Consider the following 15,613-nt stretch of genomic DNA (forward strand, 5'->3'; position numbering starts at 1 on the left):
CCCGCCGCGCGGGTCCCGGCGGGCGGCACCCCGAAGAAGATCAGCTCTATTTGCCGCACCAGCCTTCCCGGGCGCGTGCGCGGGCGTACGCTGAACCCCCGAACAGGCCTGGGGGGTACCAGCCATGACGGAACGCCGGACCCGCGAACGGCGCACGATGTTCGAACGCGACACGGAGCTCACCGCCGTCGACGAAGCCCTGGAGCAGCTCACGGACCCGGGCCCCGACGCCGGTGGAGCCCTGCTGGCCTTCTCCGGACCCGCCGGCCTCGGCAAGACCACGCTCCTCGCCGAAGTCCGCCGCCGCGCCCACACCAGGGCCTGCACCGTCCTCGCCGCCCGCGGCGGCGAACAGGAGCAGAGCCAGCCCTTCCACGTCGCCCGCCAGCTCATCCAGCCCCAGCTGGCCGGCACCTCGGAGGCGGAACTGCGCGAGATCCTCGGCAGCTGGTACTCCATCGTCGGCCCCGCCCTCGGCCTCTGCGCGGCCGAACAGGGCGCCCCGCCCGACCCCCAGGGCCTGCGCGACGGACTGGACTGGGTCCTCACCCACCTCGTCGTCCAGCGGGCCCCCGTCGCCCTCGTCCTGGACGACGCCCACTGGGCCGACCCCGAATCCCTCTCCTGGCTCGCCGCCTTCGCCCCGCGCGCCGAACACCTCCCGCTGCTCCTCGTCGTCGCCTACCGCCCCGACGAACTGCCCGCCCACGCAGAGGCCTTCCGTACGCTCCCCGGCCGCGCCGGCCACCGCCCGCTGACCCTCGCACCGCTCACCGCCGAAGCCGTCTCCGGCCTGGTCCGCGAGGCCGTCGGCGACCACGCCGACGAGGCGTTCTGCCGCGAGGCCTGGGCCGTCACCACCGGCAACCCCTTCGAAGCCGTCGAACTCACCGTCAAGGTCCGCGACAAGGGCCTCGCCCCCGTCGAAGCCAGCGCCCCGCTGCTGCGCGACCTCGCCGCCGCCCAGCGTGGCAGCGGCCTCGTCGCCCGCCTGCACAGCCTCGGCCCCTCCACCGTCCGCTTCGCCTGGGCCTGCGCCGTCCTCGGCACCGACATCCCCCGGGAACTCGCCGCCCGCGTCGCCGGACTCGGCACCGAGGAGGCCGTCGACGCCACCGGGCGGCTGCGCCACGCCCGCATCCTGTCGGGCGCCGCCGAGGAGACGGCCGCCGAGGAAGCGGCCGGGCTGGAGTTCGTCCACCCCCTCATCGCCACCGCCATATACCGCGCCATCCCCGACGCCTTGCGCGTCGCCCTCCACGGGAAGGCCGCCGCGGCCGTGGTCGACGCGGGACTCGGGCCGTCCGCCGCCGCCCGGCACCTGCTGGAGACCCATCCCGAGAACGACCCCTGGGTCGTGCGCACCCTGCGCGAGGCGGCGGGCGAGAACCTCCGCGCCGGCGCCCCCGAAGCCGCCCGCCGCCAGCTCGCCCGGGCCCTGCGCGAACCCCCGGACTTCGACGAACGCGCGGCCGTCCTGTACGAGCTCGGCTGCGCCTCCCTGCTCACCGAGCCCGCCAACACCGTCAACCACCTGCGCGCCGCCCTCGCGGAGCCCTTCGAGGACCCGGCCCTGCGCCAGGGCATCGTCATCCGGCTGGCCCAGGTGCTCTCGCACAGCGACCGGCTCGCCGAGGCCTCGGAATGCCTCGCGCACGAGATCCCGTACACCCAGGACCTGCGCGGCCGGCTGCGCCTGCAGTCCGAGCAGTTCATGTGGGACGCCTTCAACGCCGCCGAGCCGGACTCCCCGGCGCGCTCCCGCCGGCTCGCGAAGCTCGCGGACCGGCTGAGCGGGCGCGACCTGACCGAGCGGTACGTCATCGGGCTGCGCGCCTGGGACGCCTGCCTGCGCGGCGAGCCCGTCGACGTGGTCCTCCACCATGCCGGGCGGGTCCTGGAGACCGAGTTCAGCTGGGCCTACGAGGACCGGGGCTTCGAGGTCCCGGTGCTCGTCGCGATGGTGCACATGTACGCCGACCGGCCGGAGCGGGCCGAGGAACTGTTCGAGGCCGGCACCGCCGAGTTCGAGCGGCAGGGCTGGCGCGGGGCGCACCTGTCCTTCGCCTACAGTCTGCGCGCCTACATCCGCTACCGCCGGGGGCGGCTGGCCGAGGCGGAGGAGCTGGCGCGGGCCGGACTGCGCCTCGCCGAGCGCGTCGGGCGGCGCACGCCCGTGCACTGGTACGCCATCGCGATCCTCGTCACCACCCTGCTGGCGCGGGGCCGGACGGAGGAGGCTTGGGAGCTGTCCCGGGAACACGAGTACGGGGAGCCCTTCCCGGCGGCGGTCGTCTTCCCGGACTCCCAGACCGTCTACGCGGAACTGCTGCTGGCCCGCGGCCAGGCGAAGGCCGCGGCGGCGGAGCTGGAGGCGGTGGACCGGCGGCTGACCCCCCGGGGCATCCAGAACCCGTCCTGGTGCCCGTGGCGGCTCCACCTGGCCCGGGCGGTCGCCGCGGAGGACCCGGCGCGGGCGCGGGAGCTGGCCGGGGAGGCGGTACGCCGGGCCCGCGCCTTCGGAGCCGCGTCCGGCATCGGCCAGGCCCTGCGGGTGGCCGCGGAGGTGGCTGCGCCGCAGGACCGGGCCGCCCTCCTGGAGGAGGCCGTGGAGGTCCTGTCGGCTTCGCCGGCGGCGTACGAGCTGGCGCTCGCGCTGGCCGCGCTGGGGGCGGAGCGGGGGGACGCGGAGCTCCTGCAGCGTGCGGTGGTGGCGGCCCGTGCCTGCGGCGCGGACGGCCTGGTGGCCACCACGACGGACGTACTGCTCGCCTCGGGCGGCATCCTGCCCCGCGATCCGGTGCCCGGTGCCGCCGTGAGCTGAGCGGCGGGGCGGGTGCGGCCGGGGTGGCCCTGCGGGGCCGGGTCCCCTCCCCGCCCTTCCAGCGTTCCCCGGGCTCCGCCCGGACCCCTGCTCGTCAAACGCCGGAGGCGCTGGGTGCGGCCGGTGGGCGCGGGGTCCGGGGCTGAGCCCCGGGGAACGGGCGAAGGGCGAGTAGGGGACTCCTGCCCCGCGAGGCGGCAAGGGCTGCTGCGGGGATCTCCGCCCCGCGCGGCGGTACGCACCGCGGGCCGGGTCGGGGGTGGAGGGCCGCGGGACGCGGCAGGGCACGTACCATGGCGGCATGTCCTTCCTCCGCCGCCACCGCGCCGCCACACCCGCCGGCCCGGACTTCGACGTCCTGGCCATGGACCCGGGGGACTGGCCGGGCAATCTCGGGGCCGGGCTGCTGCCCGCGCCCGACGGCAGCTGCCAGGGTGTCTTCCTCCGCTACGACCTGTTCGGCGGACGCGGCCCCGCGATGATCATCGGAAACCTCCCCGAGGGATCCCCCGCGCGCGAGCTCTCCGAGGGCCAGGTCCCCTTCGAGGTGGCCCAGCTGCTCGACGCCCTCGAGAACGACGAGGACGTCGAGGTGACCGGCGCCGAGGACTGCCCCGTCATGCAGGGCGACAACCTCCTCATCGTCCGGAAGATCAAGCTCTCCGAGAGCCGGATCAGCTGCGTGCAGTTCGACCGCAGTGACAACGTGCTGGTCACCATCGCGAGCTGGGACCGCCCGATCACGGACGACCTCTACGCGCTGCTGAAGCCGCTCCCGGCCGAGCTCTTCCAGCAGGGCTAGCCCGTCACGCGTCCGCGATGTCGTTGGCTGCCACGTAGCCGAACGTCATCGCGGGACCGATCGTCGACCCGGCCCCCGCGTAGCTGTGCCCCATGACGGCCGCGCTGGCGTTGCCCGCCGCCCACAGGCCCCGGATCACGGAGCCGTCCGCGCGCAGGGCGCGGGCCCGCGCGTCCGTGACGATGCCGCCCTTCGTGCCCAGGTCACCCGGCACGATCCTGAAGGCGTAGAACGGCGGCGCCCAGATCGGGGCGAGACAGGAGTTCGGGGTCACGCCCGGGTCCGTGTAGTAGTGGTCGTACGCGGTGTCGCCCCGGTGGAAGTCGGGGTCGGTGCCGTTCCACGCCTGCGCGTTGAACCGGTTGAGGGTGGAGCGCAGGGCGCCCGCGGGCACCCCGATCTGGTTGGCGAGGGCGTCCCAGGTCCACGCCTTCTTCGCGGCGCCCGCCTGGTACCAGGAATCGGGGAACGCGATCGTCGGCAGGATGTCCTTGAACAGGTACTTGTTGCGGTAGTTCTGATCCACGATCAGCCAGGCCGGAATGTGCGAGCCGGCCGCACCCCGGTCCTTCTCGTACATCACGTGGACCACATCGCTGTACGGGGCGGCCTCGTTGACGAAACGGGCGCCCTTCGCGTTGACCATCAGGCCCCCGGGCAGGGTCCGTTCGGCCAGGCAGAAGTACGGTTCGTTCGGGAGCGGGATGGACGGACCCCACCAGGCGTCGTCCATCAGCGCCAGGTCCGCACCGGCCCGCTGGCCCGCCCGGATCCCGTCGCCCGTGTTCTCCTTCGCTCCGACCGACCACTGGGTGCCGATCGGCTGCTGCTGGTACTGGGCCCGCATGTCCGCGTTGTGCTCGAAGCCGCCCGAGCCGATGACCACGCCCTTGCGGGCCCGCACCACGCCCCGTACGCCCGCCTTCTCCACGACGACGCCCGTGACCGCGCCGCCCTCCTGGACCAGGTCGACGAGCGGGTTGTTCAGCCACACCGGCACGCCGGCCTGCATCAGGCCGGCCCGCAGACCGGTCGCCAGGGCCTGGCCCATGGTCAGCGGCTTCTGCCCGCACAGCGCGGCCGCCGTACCGCGCGCCAGGCATTCGGTGGACACCGCCAGCCCCTTGGCGCTGACGGCGGCCAGGTTGAGCCACTTGTAGTCCTGGCTGAACACCACCATCCCGGCCGGCACGGGCATGTACGCCGGGTTCAGGTGGGCCAGTTCGGCGCCGAGGATGTTCCCGTCGATCTGGTCCGGCTCGATGGAGCGGCCGTTGGGGAGCCCGCCGGGGAGGTTCGGGTAGTAGTCGCTGTAGCCGTCCATGAAGCGGAAGCGCAGCGGGCTGTTGGCCATCACGAAGTCCAGCATCCGGGGCCCGTTGGCGAGGAAGGCCGCCTGCCGGTCCGCGGGGGAGCCGTTGCCGACCACGGCCGCCAGGTACTGCGCGGCCTTCGCCGGAGTGTCCGGGACGCCCGCGCCCAGGATCACGGAGTTGTTGGGCAGCCAGATCCCGGCGCCGGACCGGGCCGCCGAGCCGCCGAAGGTCGGGGCCTTCTCGACCACGAGCACGCTCAGGCCCCGCTTGGCCGCGGTGAGCGCGGCGGTCATCCCGGAGGCCCCGGAGCCGACCACGACGACGTCGTACTCGCCGAGCGAGGGCTCCCCGGCCGCGTGGGCGGCGGCGGCCGGCAGCACGGCGGCGGCCAGCACCCCGGCCCCCGCCCCGGCGAGGACCGTCCGGCGGGAGGGGAGGGCGGAACCCGGTACGGATCTCGGTGCGGAACTCGGTACGGAACTCGCTTCGGAGGCGGTTCTCGCGGTCATGGGCAGGCTCCAGCGGAGAGGGGGGGTGGGGGGACGGATCCAGCATTCTGATGCTGAGTCAGAAAAGGTGTTCGGGGGATCATGTGAAGTCAAGGCATACGCGCCAGTTGCGCTCCGGGCCCGGACGCACGAAATCCCGTGCCGCACACACCAGGTGTGTGCGGCACGGGATTTCGTGCGGGCCGCGCGGTGCGCGGCCCGGGTCAGCGCGTGCCCACCGCCGCGCGGACCGCCCTGCGGGCCATGCCCGCGTCGTCGTGGAGGCGGCGCAACAGCAGGCGCTGCTCCTCGCCCGAGGACAGCGAGCCCGCCGGCGGGGCCTGGGCCGGGGTGGTCGCCAGCATCGAGCGCTGCACGGCCGTCTCCGACATCCGGATCTCCCGGGTGAGCACCAGCATCAGGTTGACCAGGAAGGCGTCCCGCGCGGCCGGTCCGGCCGCCTGCGCCAGGCGGCTGATCTGGGCCCGTGCGGCCGGGGCGTCGCCCAGTACCGTCCACAGCGTGGCCAGGTCGTAGCCGGGCCGGTACCAGCCCGCGTGCTCCCAGTCGAGGAGCACGGGACCCGTCGGGGACAGCAGCAGGTTCGACAGCAGTGCGTCGCCGTGGTTGAACTGCCAGGGGTTCCCCGACATCTTCACGCCGTGCAGCAGCTTCTGCAGATCGCCGAAGTCACGGTCGGTCAGCAGGCCCAGCTGGTAGTCCCGGGCGATCCGCCGGTCGTAGTCGAGCGGGCGCCCGAACAGCTCGTCCGCGGGCTGCCAGCCGTTGACCTGGCGCACCGCTCCGAGTGCGGCCCGCAGGTCGGCGCGCGGCGGGGCCTCCACCGGATGCCGCTGGAGCGCGGCGACCCGGCCGGCCATCCGTTCCACGATCAGTACGCAGTTCTCCGGGTCGGCGGCGATCAGCCGCGGCACCCGGACCTGCGGGCGGTGCCGGACGAAGGTCCGGTACGTCGCTATTTCGTGCCGGTACCGCTCGCGCCACTCGGGCGAGTGATCCAGTAAAACCTTCGCTACGGCCGTCATCCGTCCGGTGGTTCCCACCAGCAGGACCGACCGGCCGCTGCGGCGCAGTACCTGGACGGGCGCGAACTCCGGACAGATGCGCTGTACGGAGGCGAGTGCGGTGCGCAACTGCGCGCCCTGCGGACCCGACAGGTCGATTCTCCCGCTGAGCGGCTGCGATCCTGTACCCGGCATCCGCCGTGCCCGTACGGCGCCCTGCGCCGGGGCCGCGGGGCGGCCGGGTTCGAGGTAGGGGCCGCCGCCCGCGGGGAGCGTGCGGTGCGGCCGGACCGGGGCGGACACGGAGGACGTGGCTGCGTACATGGCGTTACGGATCCCTTCGTGCGCCGACGAGTTGCGTGGTGCGTACGCCGCCCCGCCGGATCCCGTGCATCACCCTGGGGAGTTCCGCCGGTGACCGGGTCGGGGAGGCGCATTCCTACCTGACACCCGGGCGTGGGTGGCGGACCACATTGCGTGCCCTGGCGAACCCTGGCGAATAGTCGCTCGGCATCTGACGCCGGGTTACTGTCAACTCAGCCGAGAACCTGGGGGCTTGACGTGAGCAAAGGTCCAAACACCCGTCTGAACGACCTGTTCGGCCTGGCCGGCTGGTCCAAGGGCGAACTGGCGAGGATGGTCAACCGGCAGGCGGCCTCGATGGGCCACCACCAGCTGGCCACCGACACCTCGCGGGTGCGGCGCTGGATCGACATGGGGGAGACCCCGCGCGAACCGGTGCCCACGGTACTGGCAGCACTGTTCACCGAGCGGCTCGGTCGTGTCGTGACCATCGAGGACCTCGGGTTCGTACGACAACGGCGCACCGCCAAACAGCAACCGGACGGGGAGCAGGAGAACCCCGACGGAATGCCCTGGGCGCCCGAACGCACAGCCGCGGTCCTCACCGAATTCACGGGAATGGACCTCATGCTCAACCGTCGCGGTCTGATGAGCGCGGGTGCCGCGCTCACCGCCGGCTCAGCCCTCAGCAATGCCATGCACGACTGGCTCCACACCGACCCCGCCCGCGCGAAGGACGTCCAGCGCCACGGCGAAGGCTTCCAGGCCGACTCCGCTGGATACGACCGCTACGAGGCGGCGCCCATCGGCTCCCAGGAGATCGAGGCGCTGGAGCGCTCCGTGGAGGTCTTCCGCGCCTGGGACGCCTCCAGAGGCGGCGGCCTCCAGCGCAAGGCCGTGGTCGGGCAGCTCAACGAGGTGGGCGGCATGCTCGCGTACCACCACCCCGACCACCTCCAGCGCAGGCTGTGGGGGGTGGCGGCCAATCTGGCGGTGCTGGCGGGCTGGATGTCCCACGACGTGGGCCTGGAGCCCACGGCGCAGAAGTACTTCGTGATCGCCGCGCACGCGGCCCGCGAGGGCGGCGACCGGCCGCGTGCGGGGGAGGCGCTGTCCCGCGCGGCCCGGCAGATGGTCCACCTGGGCAAGCCGAACGAGGCGCTCGATCTGATGAAGCTGGCACAGTCCGGCTCCGGCGAGCAGACCCTGCCCCGGACCCGGGCCATGCTGCACACCATCGAGGCCTGGGCGCAGGCCGCGCTCGGCAAGGGGCAGGCCATGCGCCGCACCCTGGGCGAGGCCGAGGACCTGTTCGTGTCCACCTCGGGCGACGTACCGCCGCCGTCCTGGATGCAGCACTTCGACGAGGCGGACCTGCACGGCATGCAGGCGCTGGCCTTCCGCACCCTCGCGGACCACGACCCCTCGGCGGCGACCATCGCGCAGCAGCACGCGAAGGAGGCCCTGCGGCTGCGGGCCGACGGCCACCAGCGCTCGAAGATCTTCGACTACATCTCGATGGCCTCGGCCTGTTTCATCGCCGACGACCCGGAACAGGCCGACCGCTACGCCCGCCTGGCGCTGGTCTCGATGAACGAGACGTCCTCGCACCGGACATGGGACCGGCTGCGCGAGATGTACCGGCTGACGGGTCACTACTCCGGGTTCGCCGGCATCGAGGAGCTCCGCGAGGAGATCAAGCTGGCGCTCCCGAACAGCCCCGTGGCCCGGTCGGTCTGAGACCGGTGGCCGCGGGGGTGGGGGTCGGACGACGAGGGACGACAGGCCGGACGGCCGAACGGCCGGACGAGGGACGGCGCGAGGCGACAAGAGGCGACGCGAAGGGCCGCGCCTTCCGGCGCGGCCCCGAGTCCCGCGAAGCACCTGTCGGCTGACGCCCGTTACGAGCCGATCCTGGCCACCAGTACGCAGGCGTCGTCCTCGCGCTCGCCCTCGCCGAACTCCCCGATCACCAGGCGCACGCAGTCCTGCGCGGACCGGGCGGCGGAGAAGTGCGGTGCCAGGGCCAGTAGCCGTTCGGTCCCGTCGGCCTTGCTGAACTCGATGCTGCGCGGGGTCAGTCCGTCGGTGTGCAGCACGAGTACGTCGCCCACCTCCAGCCGCTCCTCCGCCTGTCCGTACGCGGCTCCGGAGGTCGCTCCCAGCAGGACGCCCTCGGGCGGCAGCAGGGAACGGCCCTGGCCGCGCCGGAACAGCAGCGGGGCGGGGTGGCCGGCCTGCGCCCAGGACAGCACCCGGCGCGCGGGATCGTAGCGGCAGCACACCGCGGATCCCAGCGCGGGCTGGACGGAGGTTTCCAGCAGCTGGTTCAGCCAGCCCATCAGCGGGCCCGGCTCGATGCCCGCCATGGCCATCCCGCGCAGGGCGCCGAGCATCATCGCCATGCCGGAGGTGGCGGTCACCCCGTGGCCGGTGAGGTCGCCCACCGTCAGCATCGACTGCCCGTCGGTGAGTTCGAGCGCGTCGTACCAGTCGCCGCCGATGAGCGCACTGGTCGCGGAAGGCAGGTAGTGCGCCGCCACGTCCAGCGCCCTGGTGTTGTCGTGCGGGAACCGCAGGGAGCCGCGCCACGGGGGGAGCACGGCTTCCTGCAGCTCGACCGCCAGCCGGCGCTCGGTCTGCGCGATCTCCTGCCGGCGCTGCAGCGAGTCACGGGACTCGCGCACCGCCCGCTGGCTCCGGCGCAGTTCACTCACGTCCCGCAGCACGGCCCACATGGAGGCCGTGCAGCCGTCGGAGTCGAGTACCGGCTCGCCCCTCATGTGCAGCGTCCGGACGCGGCCGTCGGTCCGGACGATGCGGAACTCGCCGTCTATCGGCCTGCCGTCCACCAGGCAGGCCGTCACCATCGCGGTCAGCAGCGGCTGGTCCTCGGAGAACAGGGTGGATCCCAGTTCGTCGAGGGGCAGCGCGCCGGCCTCGGGTGAGCGGCCGAAGATCTGGAAGAGCTCGTCGGACCAACTGACCTCATCGGTCAGCAGGTTCCACTCGGCACTGCCGACCCTGGTCTGCTGCGCCGCGGTCCCCGTCTCGGGGGCGGCCTGCGGAAGCGCGGCGGACTCGGGCGAGGCGGGCGGCAGTCCCTCTTTGAGCTGGCCGAGGTGGGCGCGGAGATCGTCGAGGTGGTGGACGGCGAGATCGCACAGCGCGCGCTGCCAGCGGCCCTGCGCATCGTCGTCGTCGACCACGGTGTCGCGGCGGACCGCGTCGACCTCTCCGCGGAGCTGCCGGGTCTGAGAGATCAGCGCGTCCACCGACCCTGGCTCGGGGGGTTGCGCGGGGCGGTCCGCGTACAAGTGGGACGGCATCTGAACTCCGATACAGGCGCGGCACGGCCAAGTCTGAGGAGGGACCGGTTCTGAAGGAAGGGCCGGCAACGACTGTTGCACAGCCGGCGACGGCCTGTAAGGCGTTTGGCAACATCTGAGTCGGACTTGCTCCGGGCATATGCCTGAGGCCTTCCGGCCCTCCTGGAGCGTGCGAACGAATCCGGTCAGCCGCTGCCGGCGGGCCGCCGGGCGAACCCCGCCGGCCCCTGCCCCTGCCGGGCCCGCCCCCGGTCCCTCACGGGCCGTCACGCGGCGATCGGTGCCGGGCCCAACCCGCCGGAGCGCCCCGGGGGGCGGCCTCCGGCCGCTCCGCCGCGCTCCACCCGCGGCCGGAAAGGGGCCTTCCCGGCGGCGGCGATCGATCGTACGGCCGAGGTGTACGAGGCCACCGCTCCGCCGGGCCGTCGAAAGATGCGCGGGACCCGGATCAACACGGCCGCGCCCGCATCCCCCGAACGAAGGACCCCGTGCCGTCCGCCCTTTTGTCCAGGAGGTGATCCGGACTTCCCCCGGCACCCCCGAATGGCTACTCTACGTGCCGGTAATGAGCCGGGGAGGCTCACTGGAGCAGGCCGCGCAGGGTGGGGACACGACGACATGACCGGGCACAGCCACGCGCTGAACGAGGGGAACGGCCGCGCGACGGCCGACCGGCGGGGCCACGCGCCGGCCGACGGAAACGGCCCCGCCGACGGAAACGGCCCCGCCGACGGAAACGGCCCCGCCGACGGGCGGAGCCGGCGCTCCTTCCTCACCTACCTGATCGCCGCCCCGACCCTCGCCCTCGTCACGCGCGCCGGGGCCGACCTCCTCGCCCCGCAGCCCGCGCACGCCGTGGTCCCCACCCTGCCCGCCCCCGCCGACCTGGTGGACCTCGGCGACCTGTTCATCCTGGCCGGCGCCCCCACCTCCGCCCTGCTCGCGCTCGTCGTGCAGGCCGACGGAACGATCCGCTTCCGGCTGCCGCGCGAGGAGGTCGGCCAGGGGCTCACCACCGCCGTGGCCATGCTCGTCGCCGAGGAACTCGACGCCCCGCTGGCCGCCGTACGGGTCGAACTGGACGATGCCCGCCCCGAGCTGCTCTTCAACCAGCTCACCGGATCCTCGAACTCCATCCGCTCCCTCTACGGCCCGGTCCGCCAGTGCGCCGCCACCGCCCGGGCCCGGCTGGTCGCCGCCGCGGCCGTCCGCTGGAGCCTGCCGGCGTCGTCCCTCACCACCGCGAACGGCGCCGTCCGCGCCCCCGACGGCCGCACCGCGGCCTACGGCTCCCTCGCCGCGGCCGCCGCCGACCCCGGCCTGATCGTCCTCGGGGCCACCCCCAAGCCGGCGGCGAAGCACGCCCTGGTCGGCAGGCCCACCAGCCGGATCGACGCCCGCGCCATGGTCACCGGTGCCCAGCGCTACACCCTCGACCTGGACGTGCCCGGGGCCAAGCCCTGCGTGGTGCGCCGTCCGCCCACCCTCGGGGGCAGCGTCCGCTCCGTCGCCAACCTCGACGCCGTCCGGGCCATGCCCGGGGTGCTGCACGTGGTGACCGTCGCCACCGGGGTCGCCGTCGTCGCCGAGACCTTCGGCCAGGCCCTCGACGCGAAGGCCGCCCTCCAGGTCACCTGGGGCCCGGGACCGGCCGACCAGCTCTCGGACGCGGCCGTCCGTACGAAGCTGCGCGCCGCCACCCCGCCCCTGCTCGTGCCGCCGCTGCTCACCGCGCACGTGGACGCCGAGTTCGACTTCGCCTTCGTCAGCCACGCTCCGATGGAGACCAACTCGGCCGTCGCCGACGTGCGCGACGACCGCGCCGAGATCTGGTCCGGGCTCAAATCGCCGATCGTGGCCCGCGAAACGATCGCCGCCGACCTCGGCCTGCCCCTCGACAAGGTCACCGTGCACGTGGTGCAGGCGGGCGGCTCCTTCGGCCGCCGGCTGTTCTTCGACGCGGCCCTGGAAGCGGCCCGGATCTCCAAGGCCTGCCGCCGCCCGGTCCGGCTGATGTGGACCCGCGTCGACGACACCCGCCACGGCCGGATGCGCCCCGCCACCCACCACAAGATCCGGGCGACCCACCTGCTGGGCGAGGTGCTCAGCTTCGAACACCGGGTCGCCGCCGCGGAGACCGACTTCCGGCACGGGCTCGGCGAGATCATCACCGCCACCGCCGCCAGCCTCCCGCTCGGCATCGGCAACGCCACCCTCGCCCAGACCCTCTTCCTCACCACGATCAAGTCCCCGTACCACTTCGGGCTCACCACCCAGGCGCTCACCGAGGTCCCGACCGGAGTGCCCACCGGGTCCTGGCGCTCGGTGTACTCGGCGAACACCCGCGGGGCCGAGGAGATCGTGGTGGACGAGCTGGCCGCCGCGACCGGCCGGGACCCCTACCAGTTCCGCCGGACCTTCCTGAAGACGGCCGCCCAGCGCGCCGTGCTCGACAAGGCGGCCACCGAAGGGGGCTGGGGCCGGGCCATGCCCGCCGGGTGCGCGCAGGGCATCGCCTTCCACGAGGAGTACAAGTCCCGGACGGCCTGCCTGGTCGAGATCGACACCCGCGACCCGGAGCACATCCGCGTCACGAAGGCGGTCATCGCCGTCGACGTGGGCCTGCCCGTCAACCCGCGCGGTCTCGAGGCCCAGATGATCGGCGGCCTGACCGACGCGATCTCCACCACGCTCAAGGCCGGCCTGCACCTGGACAAGGGACTCCCGCTGGAAGGCAGTTACAGCCAGTTCCACTGGGCGCGCCAGCGCGACACCCCGAAGGACGTACGCGTCTTCGTGCTCCCGGCGACCGGAACCGAGCCGGGCGGGGCCGGCGAGCTGGGCCTGCCCGCCGCCGTGGGCGCCATCGCCAACGCCTACGCCCGGGCCACCGGCACCAAGCCGCGCAGCTTCCCCCTCGACTTCGACGTCGACTTCACCCCGTACCCGCGCTAGTCAGCCAGGAGCCGAGCCGTGCCCTCGCACACCTTCACCGTCAACGGGCAGAGCGTCACCGTGGACGCACCCGACGATCTGCCCCTGCTGTGGGTGCTCCGCGACATGCTGAACGTACGCGGCCCCAAATACGGCTGCGGAGTGGACGTCTGCAAGGCCTGCACCAGCCACCTCGACGGGGTGGACGTCCGCCCGTGCGTGGTGCCGGTCTCCGCGTGCGCGGGGAGGACGGTGACCACCATCGAGGGGCTGGCCGACGGCGACGACCTGCACCCCGTGCAGGAGGCCTGGCTCGAACAGGACGTGGCCCAGTGCGGCTTCTGCCAGCCCGGCCAGATCATGGCGGCCGTCGCCCTGCTGAAGCGGACGAGCACGCCCACGGACGAGGACATCGACGCGATCGCCAACATCTGCCGCTGCGGAACGTACTTCCGCATCCGGGAGGCGATCCGCAGCGCGGCGGCGAAGATGGAGGCGGTTCACCCCGTGACACAGGGTTGATATGGGACGAATCGACACGGTTTTGGCTGATCATGCCTGAATGAGGCGTATCAATGCGAAACGTGTGCTGGTCGGCGAACCGCTCGACACCGCGCGTCTGGGCGAGACCCTGCTGCCCAAACGGCTCGCGCTCCCGATCTTCTGCAGCGACCCGCTCTCCTCCGTGGCCTACGCCACCGAGGAGATCCTGCTGATCCTCGCCCTCGGCGGGGTCGCGCTGCTCCACCTCGCCTGGTACGCGGCCGCCGCCATCGTGTTCCTGCTCGTGGTCGTCGTCGCCTCCTACCGGCAGACCTGCTACGCCTACCCGGGCGGCGGCGGCGCCTACATCGTCAGCTCCAAGAACCTCGGCCAGACCGCCGCCCTCACCGCCGCGAGCGCCCTGCTCGTCGACTACGTCATGACGGTGGCCGTCTCCGTGGTCTCCGGCGTCGCCGCCATCACCTCCGCCATCCCCTCCCTCTCCGACCACGAAGTCCCCCTGTCGGTGGGTTTCGTGGTGCTCCTGACCCTCATGAACCTGCGCGGGGTACGGGAATCGGGCCGGGTCTTCGCCGTCCCCACCTACGGCTTCGTCCTGGTGATCTACCTGATGTTCGCGGTGGCCGCCTACCGGCTCGCGACCGGTGACACGATCCGCGCCGAATCCGCCGAGCTGCCGATCACCGCCGAGGGCAACTACGCCGGCCTCGCGGTGGTGCTCCTCGCACTGCGCGCCTTCGCCTCCGGCTGCACCGCGCTCACGGGTGTCGAGGCCATCAGCAACGGCGTCCCCGCCTTCCAGAAGCCGAAGAGCAAGAACGCGGCGACCACCCTCGCCGCGATGGGCGCGCTCGCCGTCACCATGTTCGCCGGGATCACCATCCTCGCGATGAGCTACAAGGTGCACGTGGCGGCCGATCCGACCGAGCTGGGCCTGGCCCCCGGCACCCCGATGTCCACCGCGCTCGCGCAGATCGGCCGGGCCACCTTCGGCCACTGGCACGTCCTCTTCTACCTGCTCCAGGCCGTCACGGCCGGCGTGCTGGTCCTCGCCGCCAACACCGCCTTCAACGGGTTCCCGATGCTCGCCTCGATCCTGGCCAAGGACCGGTACGTTCCCCGCCAGCTCTTCAACCGCGGAGACCGGCTCGTCTACTCCAACGGCGTCGTCCTGCTGGCGCTGGCCGCCATCGGCCTCATCGTCGCCTTCGACGCCCAGCTGACCCGCCTCATCCAGCTCTACATCATCGGCGTCTTCGTCTCCTTCACCCTCTCCCAGGCGGGCATGGTCCGGCACTGGCAGCAGGAGCTCGCCTCCCCCGAGACCCGCAAGGAGGAGCGGATCCACATCCACCGCCGGCTCGCCATCAACGCCGTCGGCGCCACCATGACCTTCGTGGTCCTGGTCATCGTCCTGATCACCAAGTTCACCCACGGCGCCTGGCTCGTCGTCATCGCCATGCCGCTGCTCTTCATCGGCATGAAGGGCGTGCGCCGCCACTACGACACCGTGGCCCGGGAGGTCGCCGTCGCCCCCGGGGTCAAACCCCGCAAGCCCGCCCGTCACCACGTCGTCGTCCTCGTCGCGTCCGTGCACGCGCCCACCCTCAAGGCCCTCGGCTTCGCCATGGGACTGCGCCCCGACACCCTGACGGCCGTCTCGGTGGCCGCCGACGAGGAGAGCGCGAACCAGCTGCGCGCGGACTGGGCGGACCACGACCCGGGCATCCCGCTGAAGGTGCTGCACTCCCCGTACCGCGAGGTCGTCGGGCCCGTACTGGCCTACGTACAGGAACAGGCGGCCGCCGAGGGCACCGACATGCTCTCCGTGGTCATCCCGGAGTACGTGGTCGGGCACTGGTGGGAACAGCCCCTGCACAACCAGAACGCGCTGCGGCTCAAGGCGCGCCTGCTGTTCACGCCCGGGGTCGCGGTGATCGACGTGCCGTACCTGCTGGAGTCCGCGAGACCGGGGGAGCAGGGGGAGCAGGGGGAGAAGCCGGAGCGGGGAGAGAAGGCGGAGACGGGGGAGCGGTAGGCGCAGGCGCGGGAGCGGCCGGGCGCTGGGTGACCGCCGCGTGGGCCAGC

9 protein-coding genes are annotated in these 15,613 nt (G+C 73.0%); 6 read left to right on the forward strand and 3 right to left on the reverse strand.

Going from position 1 to position 15,613, the window contains the following annotated elements:
- The first annotated feature begins 124 nt into the window (after positions 1 to 124).
- Together ACWCP2_RS16860 and ACWCP2_RS16865 are read left to right on the forward strand one after the other, a co-directional pair.
- Positions 125 to 2,824, forward strand: coding sequence for an ATP-binding protein (locus ACWCP2_RS16860; protein WP_450909345.1), 2,700 nt, complete (start codon positions 125 to 127; stop codon positions 2,822 to 2,824).
- Positions 2,825 to 3,125: 301 nt separating this feature from the next.
- Entirely contained in the window at positions 3,126 to 3,626 is a 501-nt protein-coding gene (locus tag ACWCP2_RS16865; RefSeq protein ID WP_450909346.1) for a hypothetical protein, read from the forward strand.
- A 4-nt stretch (positions 3,627 to 3,630) separates the two neighbouring features.
- On the opposite strand, the gene kstD is transcribed toward ACWCP2_RS16865, so the two are convergent.
- Together kstD and ACWCP2_RS16875 are read right to left on the reverse strand one after the other, a co-directional pair.
- Entirely contained in the window at positions 3,631 to 5,451 is a 1,821-nt protein-coding gene (gene kstD / locus ACWCP2_RS16870; protein ID WP_450909347.1) for a 3-oxosteroid 1-dehydrogenase, read from the reverse strand.
- 203 nt (positions 5,452 to 5,654) lie between these two features.
- A complete protein-coding gene (locus tag ACWCP2_RS16875) occupies positions 5,655 to 6,779 on the reverse strand; it encodes an aminoglycoside phosphotransferase family protein (protein ID WP_450909348.1) in 1,125 nt (374 codons plus the stop codon).
- A 237-nt stretch (positions 6,780 to 7,016) separates the two neighbouring features.
- On the opposite strand from ACWCP2_RS16875, the gene ACWCP2_RS16880 reads away from it, so the two are divergent.
- Complete coding sequence (locus tag ACWCP2_RS16880) at positions 7,017 to 8,498, forward strand: DNA-binding protein NsdB (RefSeq protein ID WP_450909349.1); 1,482 nt, start codon at positions 7,017 to 7,019, stop codon at positions 8,496 to 8,498.
- Positions 8,499 to 8,659: 161 nt separating this feature from the next.
- Here the strand turns inward: ACWCP2_RS16880 and ACWCP2_RS16885 are convergent, their stop codons facing one another.
- Positions 8,660 to 10,087 (reverse strand): PP2C family protein-serine/threonine phosphatase, encoded by a 1,428-nt coding sequence (locus tag ACWCP2_RS16885; RefSeq protein ID WP_450909350.1) that lies wholly within the window; start codon positions 10,085 to 10,087, stop codon positions 8,660 to 8,662.
- A gap of 618 nt (positions 10,088 to 10,705) precedes the next feature.
- Here ACWCP2_RS16885 and ACWCP2_RS16890 point away from each other — a divergent pair.
- From ACWCP2_RS16890 to ACWCP2_RS16900, 3 genes are read left to right on the forward strand one after another with little or no spacing between them, the layout of a single operon-like run.
- Positions 10,706 to 13,042: a molybdopterin cofactor-binding domain-containing protein gene (locus ACWCP2_RS16890; RefSeq protein WP_450909351.1), complete on the forward strand. Its 2,337-nt coding sequence runs from the start codon at positions 10,706 to 10,708 to the stop codon at positions 13,040 to 13,042.
- Positions 13,043 to 13,060: 18 nt separating this feature from the next.
- Positions 13,061 to 13,543 (forward strand): (2Fe-2S)-binding protein, encoded by a 483-nt coding sequence (locus ACWCP2_RS16895; protein WP_450909352.1) that lies wholly within the window; start codon positions 13,061 to 13,063, stop codon positions 13,541 to 13,543.
- A 40-nt stretch (positions 13,544 to 13,583) separates the two neighbouring features.
- Complete coding sequence (locus ACWCP2_RS16900; RefSeq protein WP_450909353.1) at positions 13,584 to 15,563, forward strand: APC family permease; 1,980 nt, start codon at positions 13,584 to 13,586, stop codon at positions 15,561 to 15,563.
- Positions 15,564 to 15,613 lie beyond the last annotated feature (50 nt).

It is taken from the genome of Streptomyces sp. NPDC002104, from assembly GCF_053593795.1.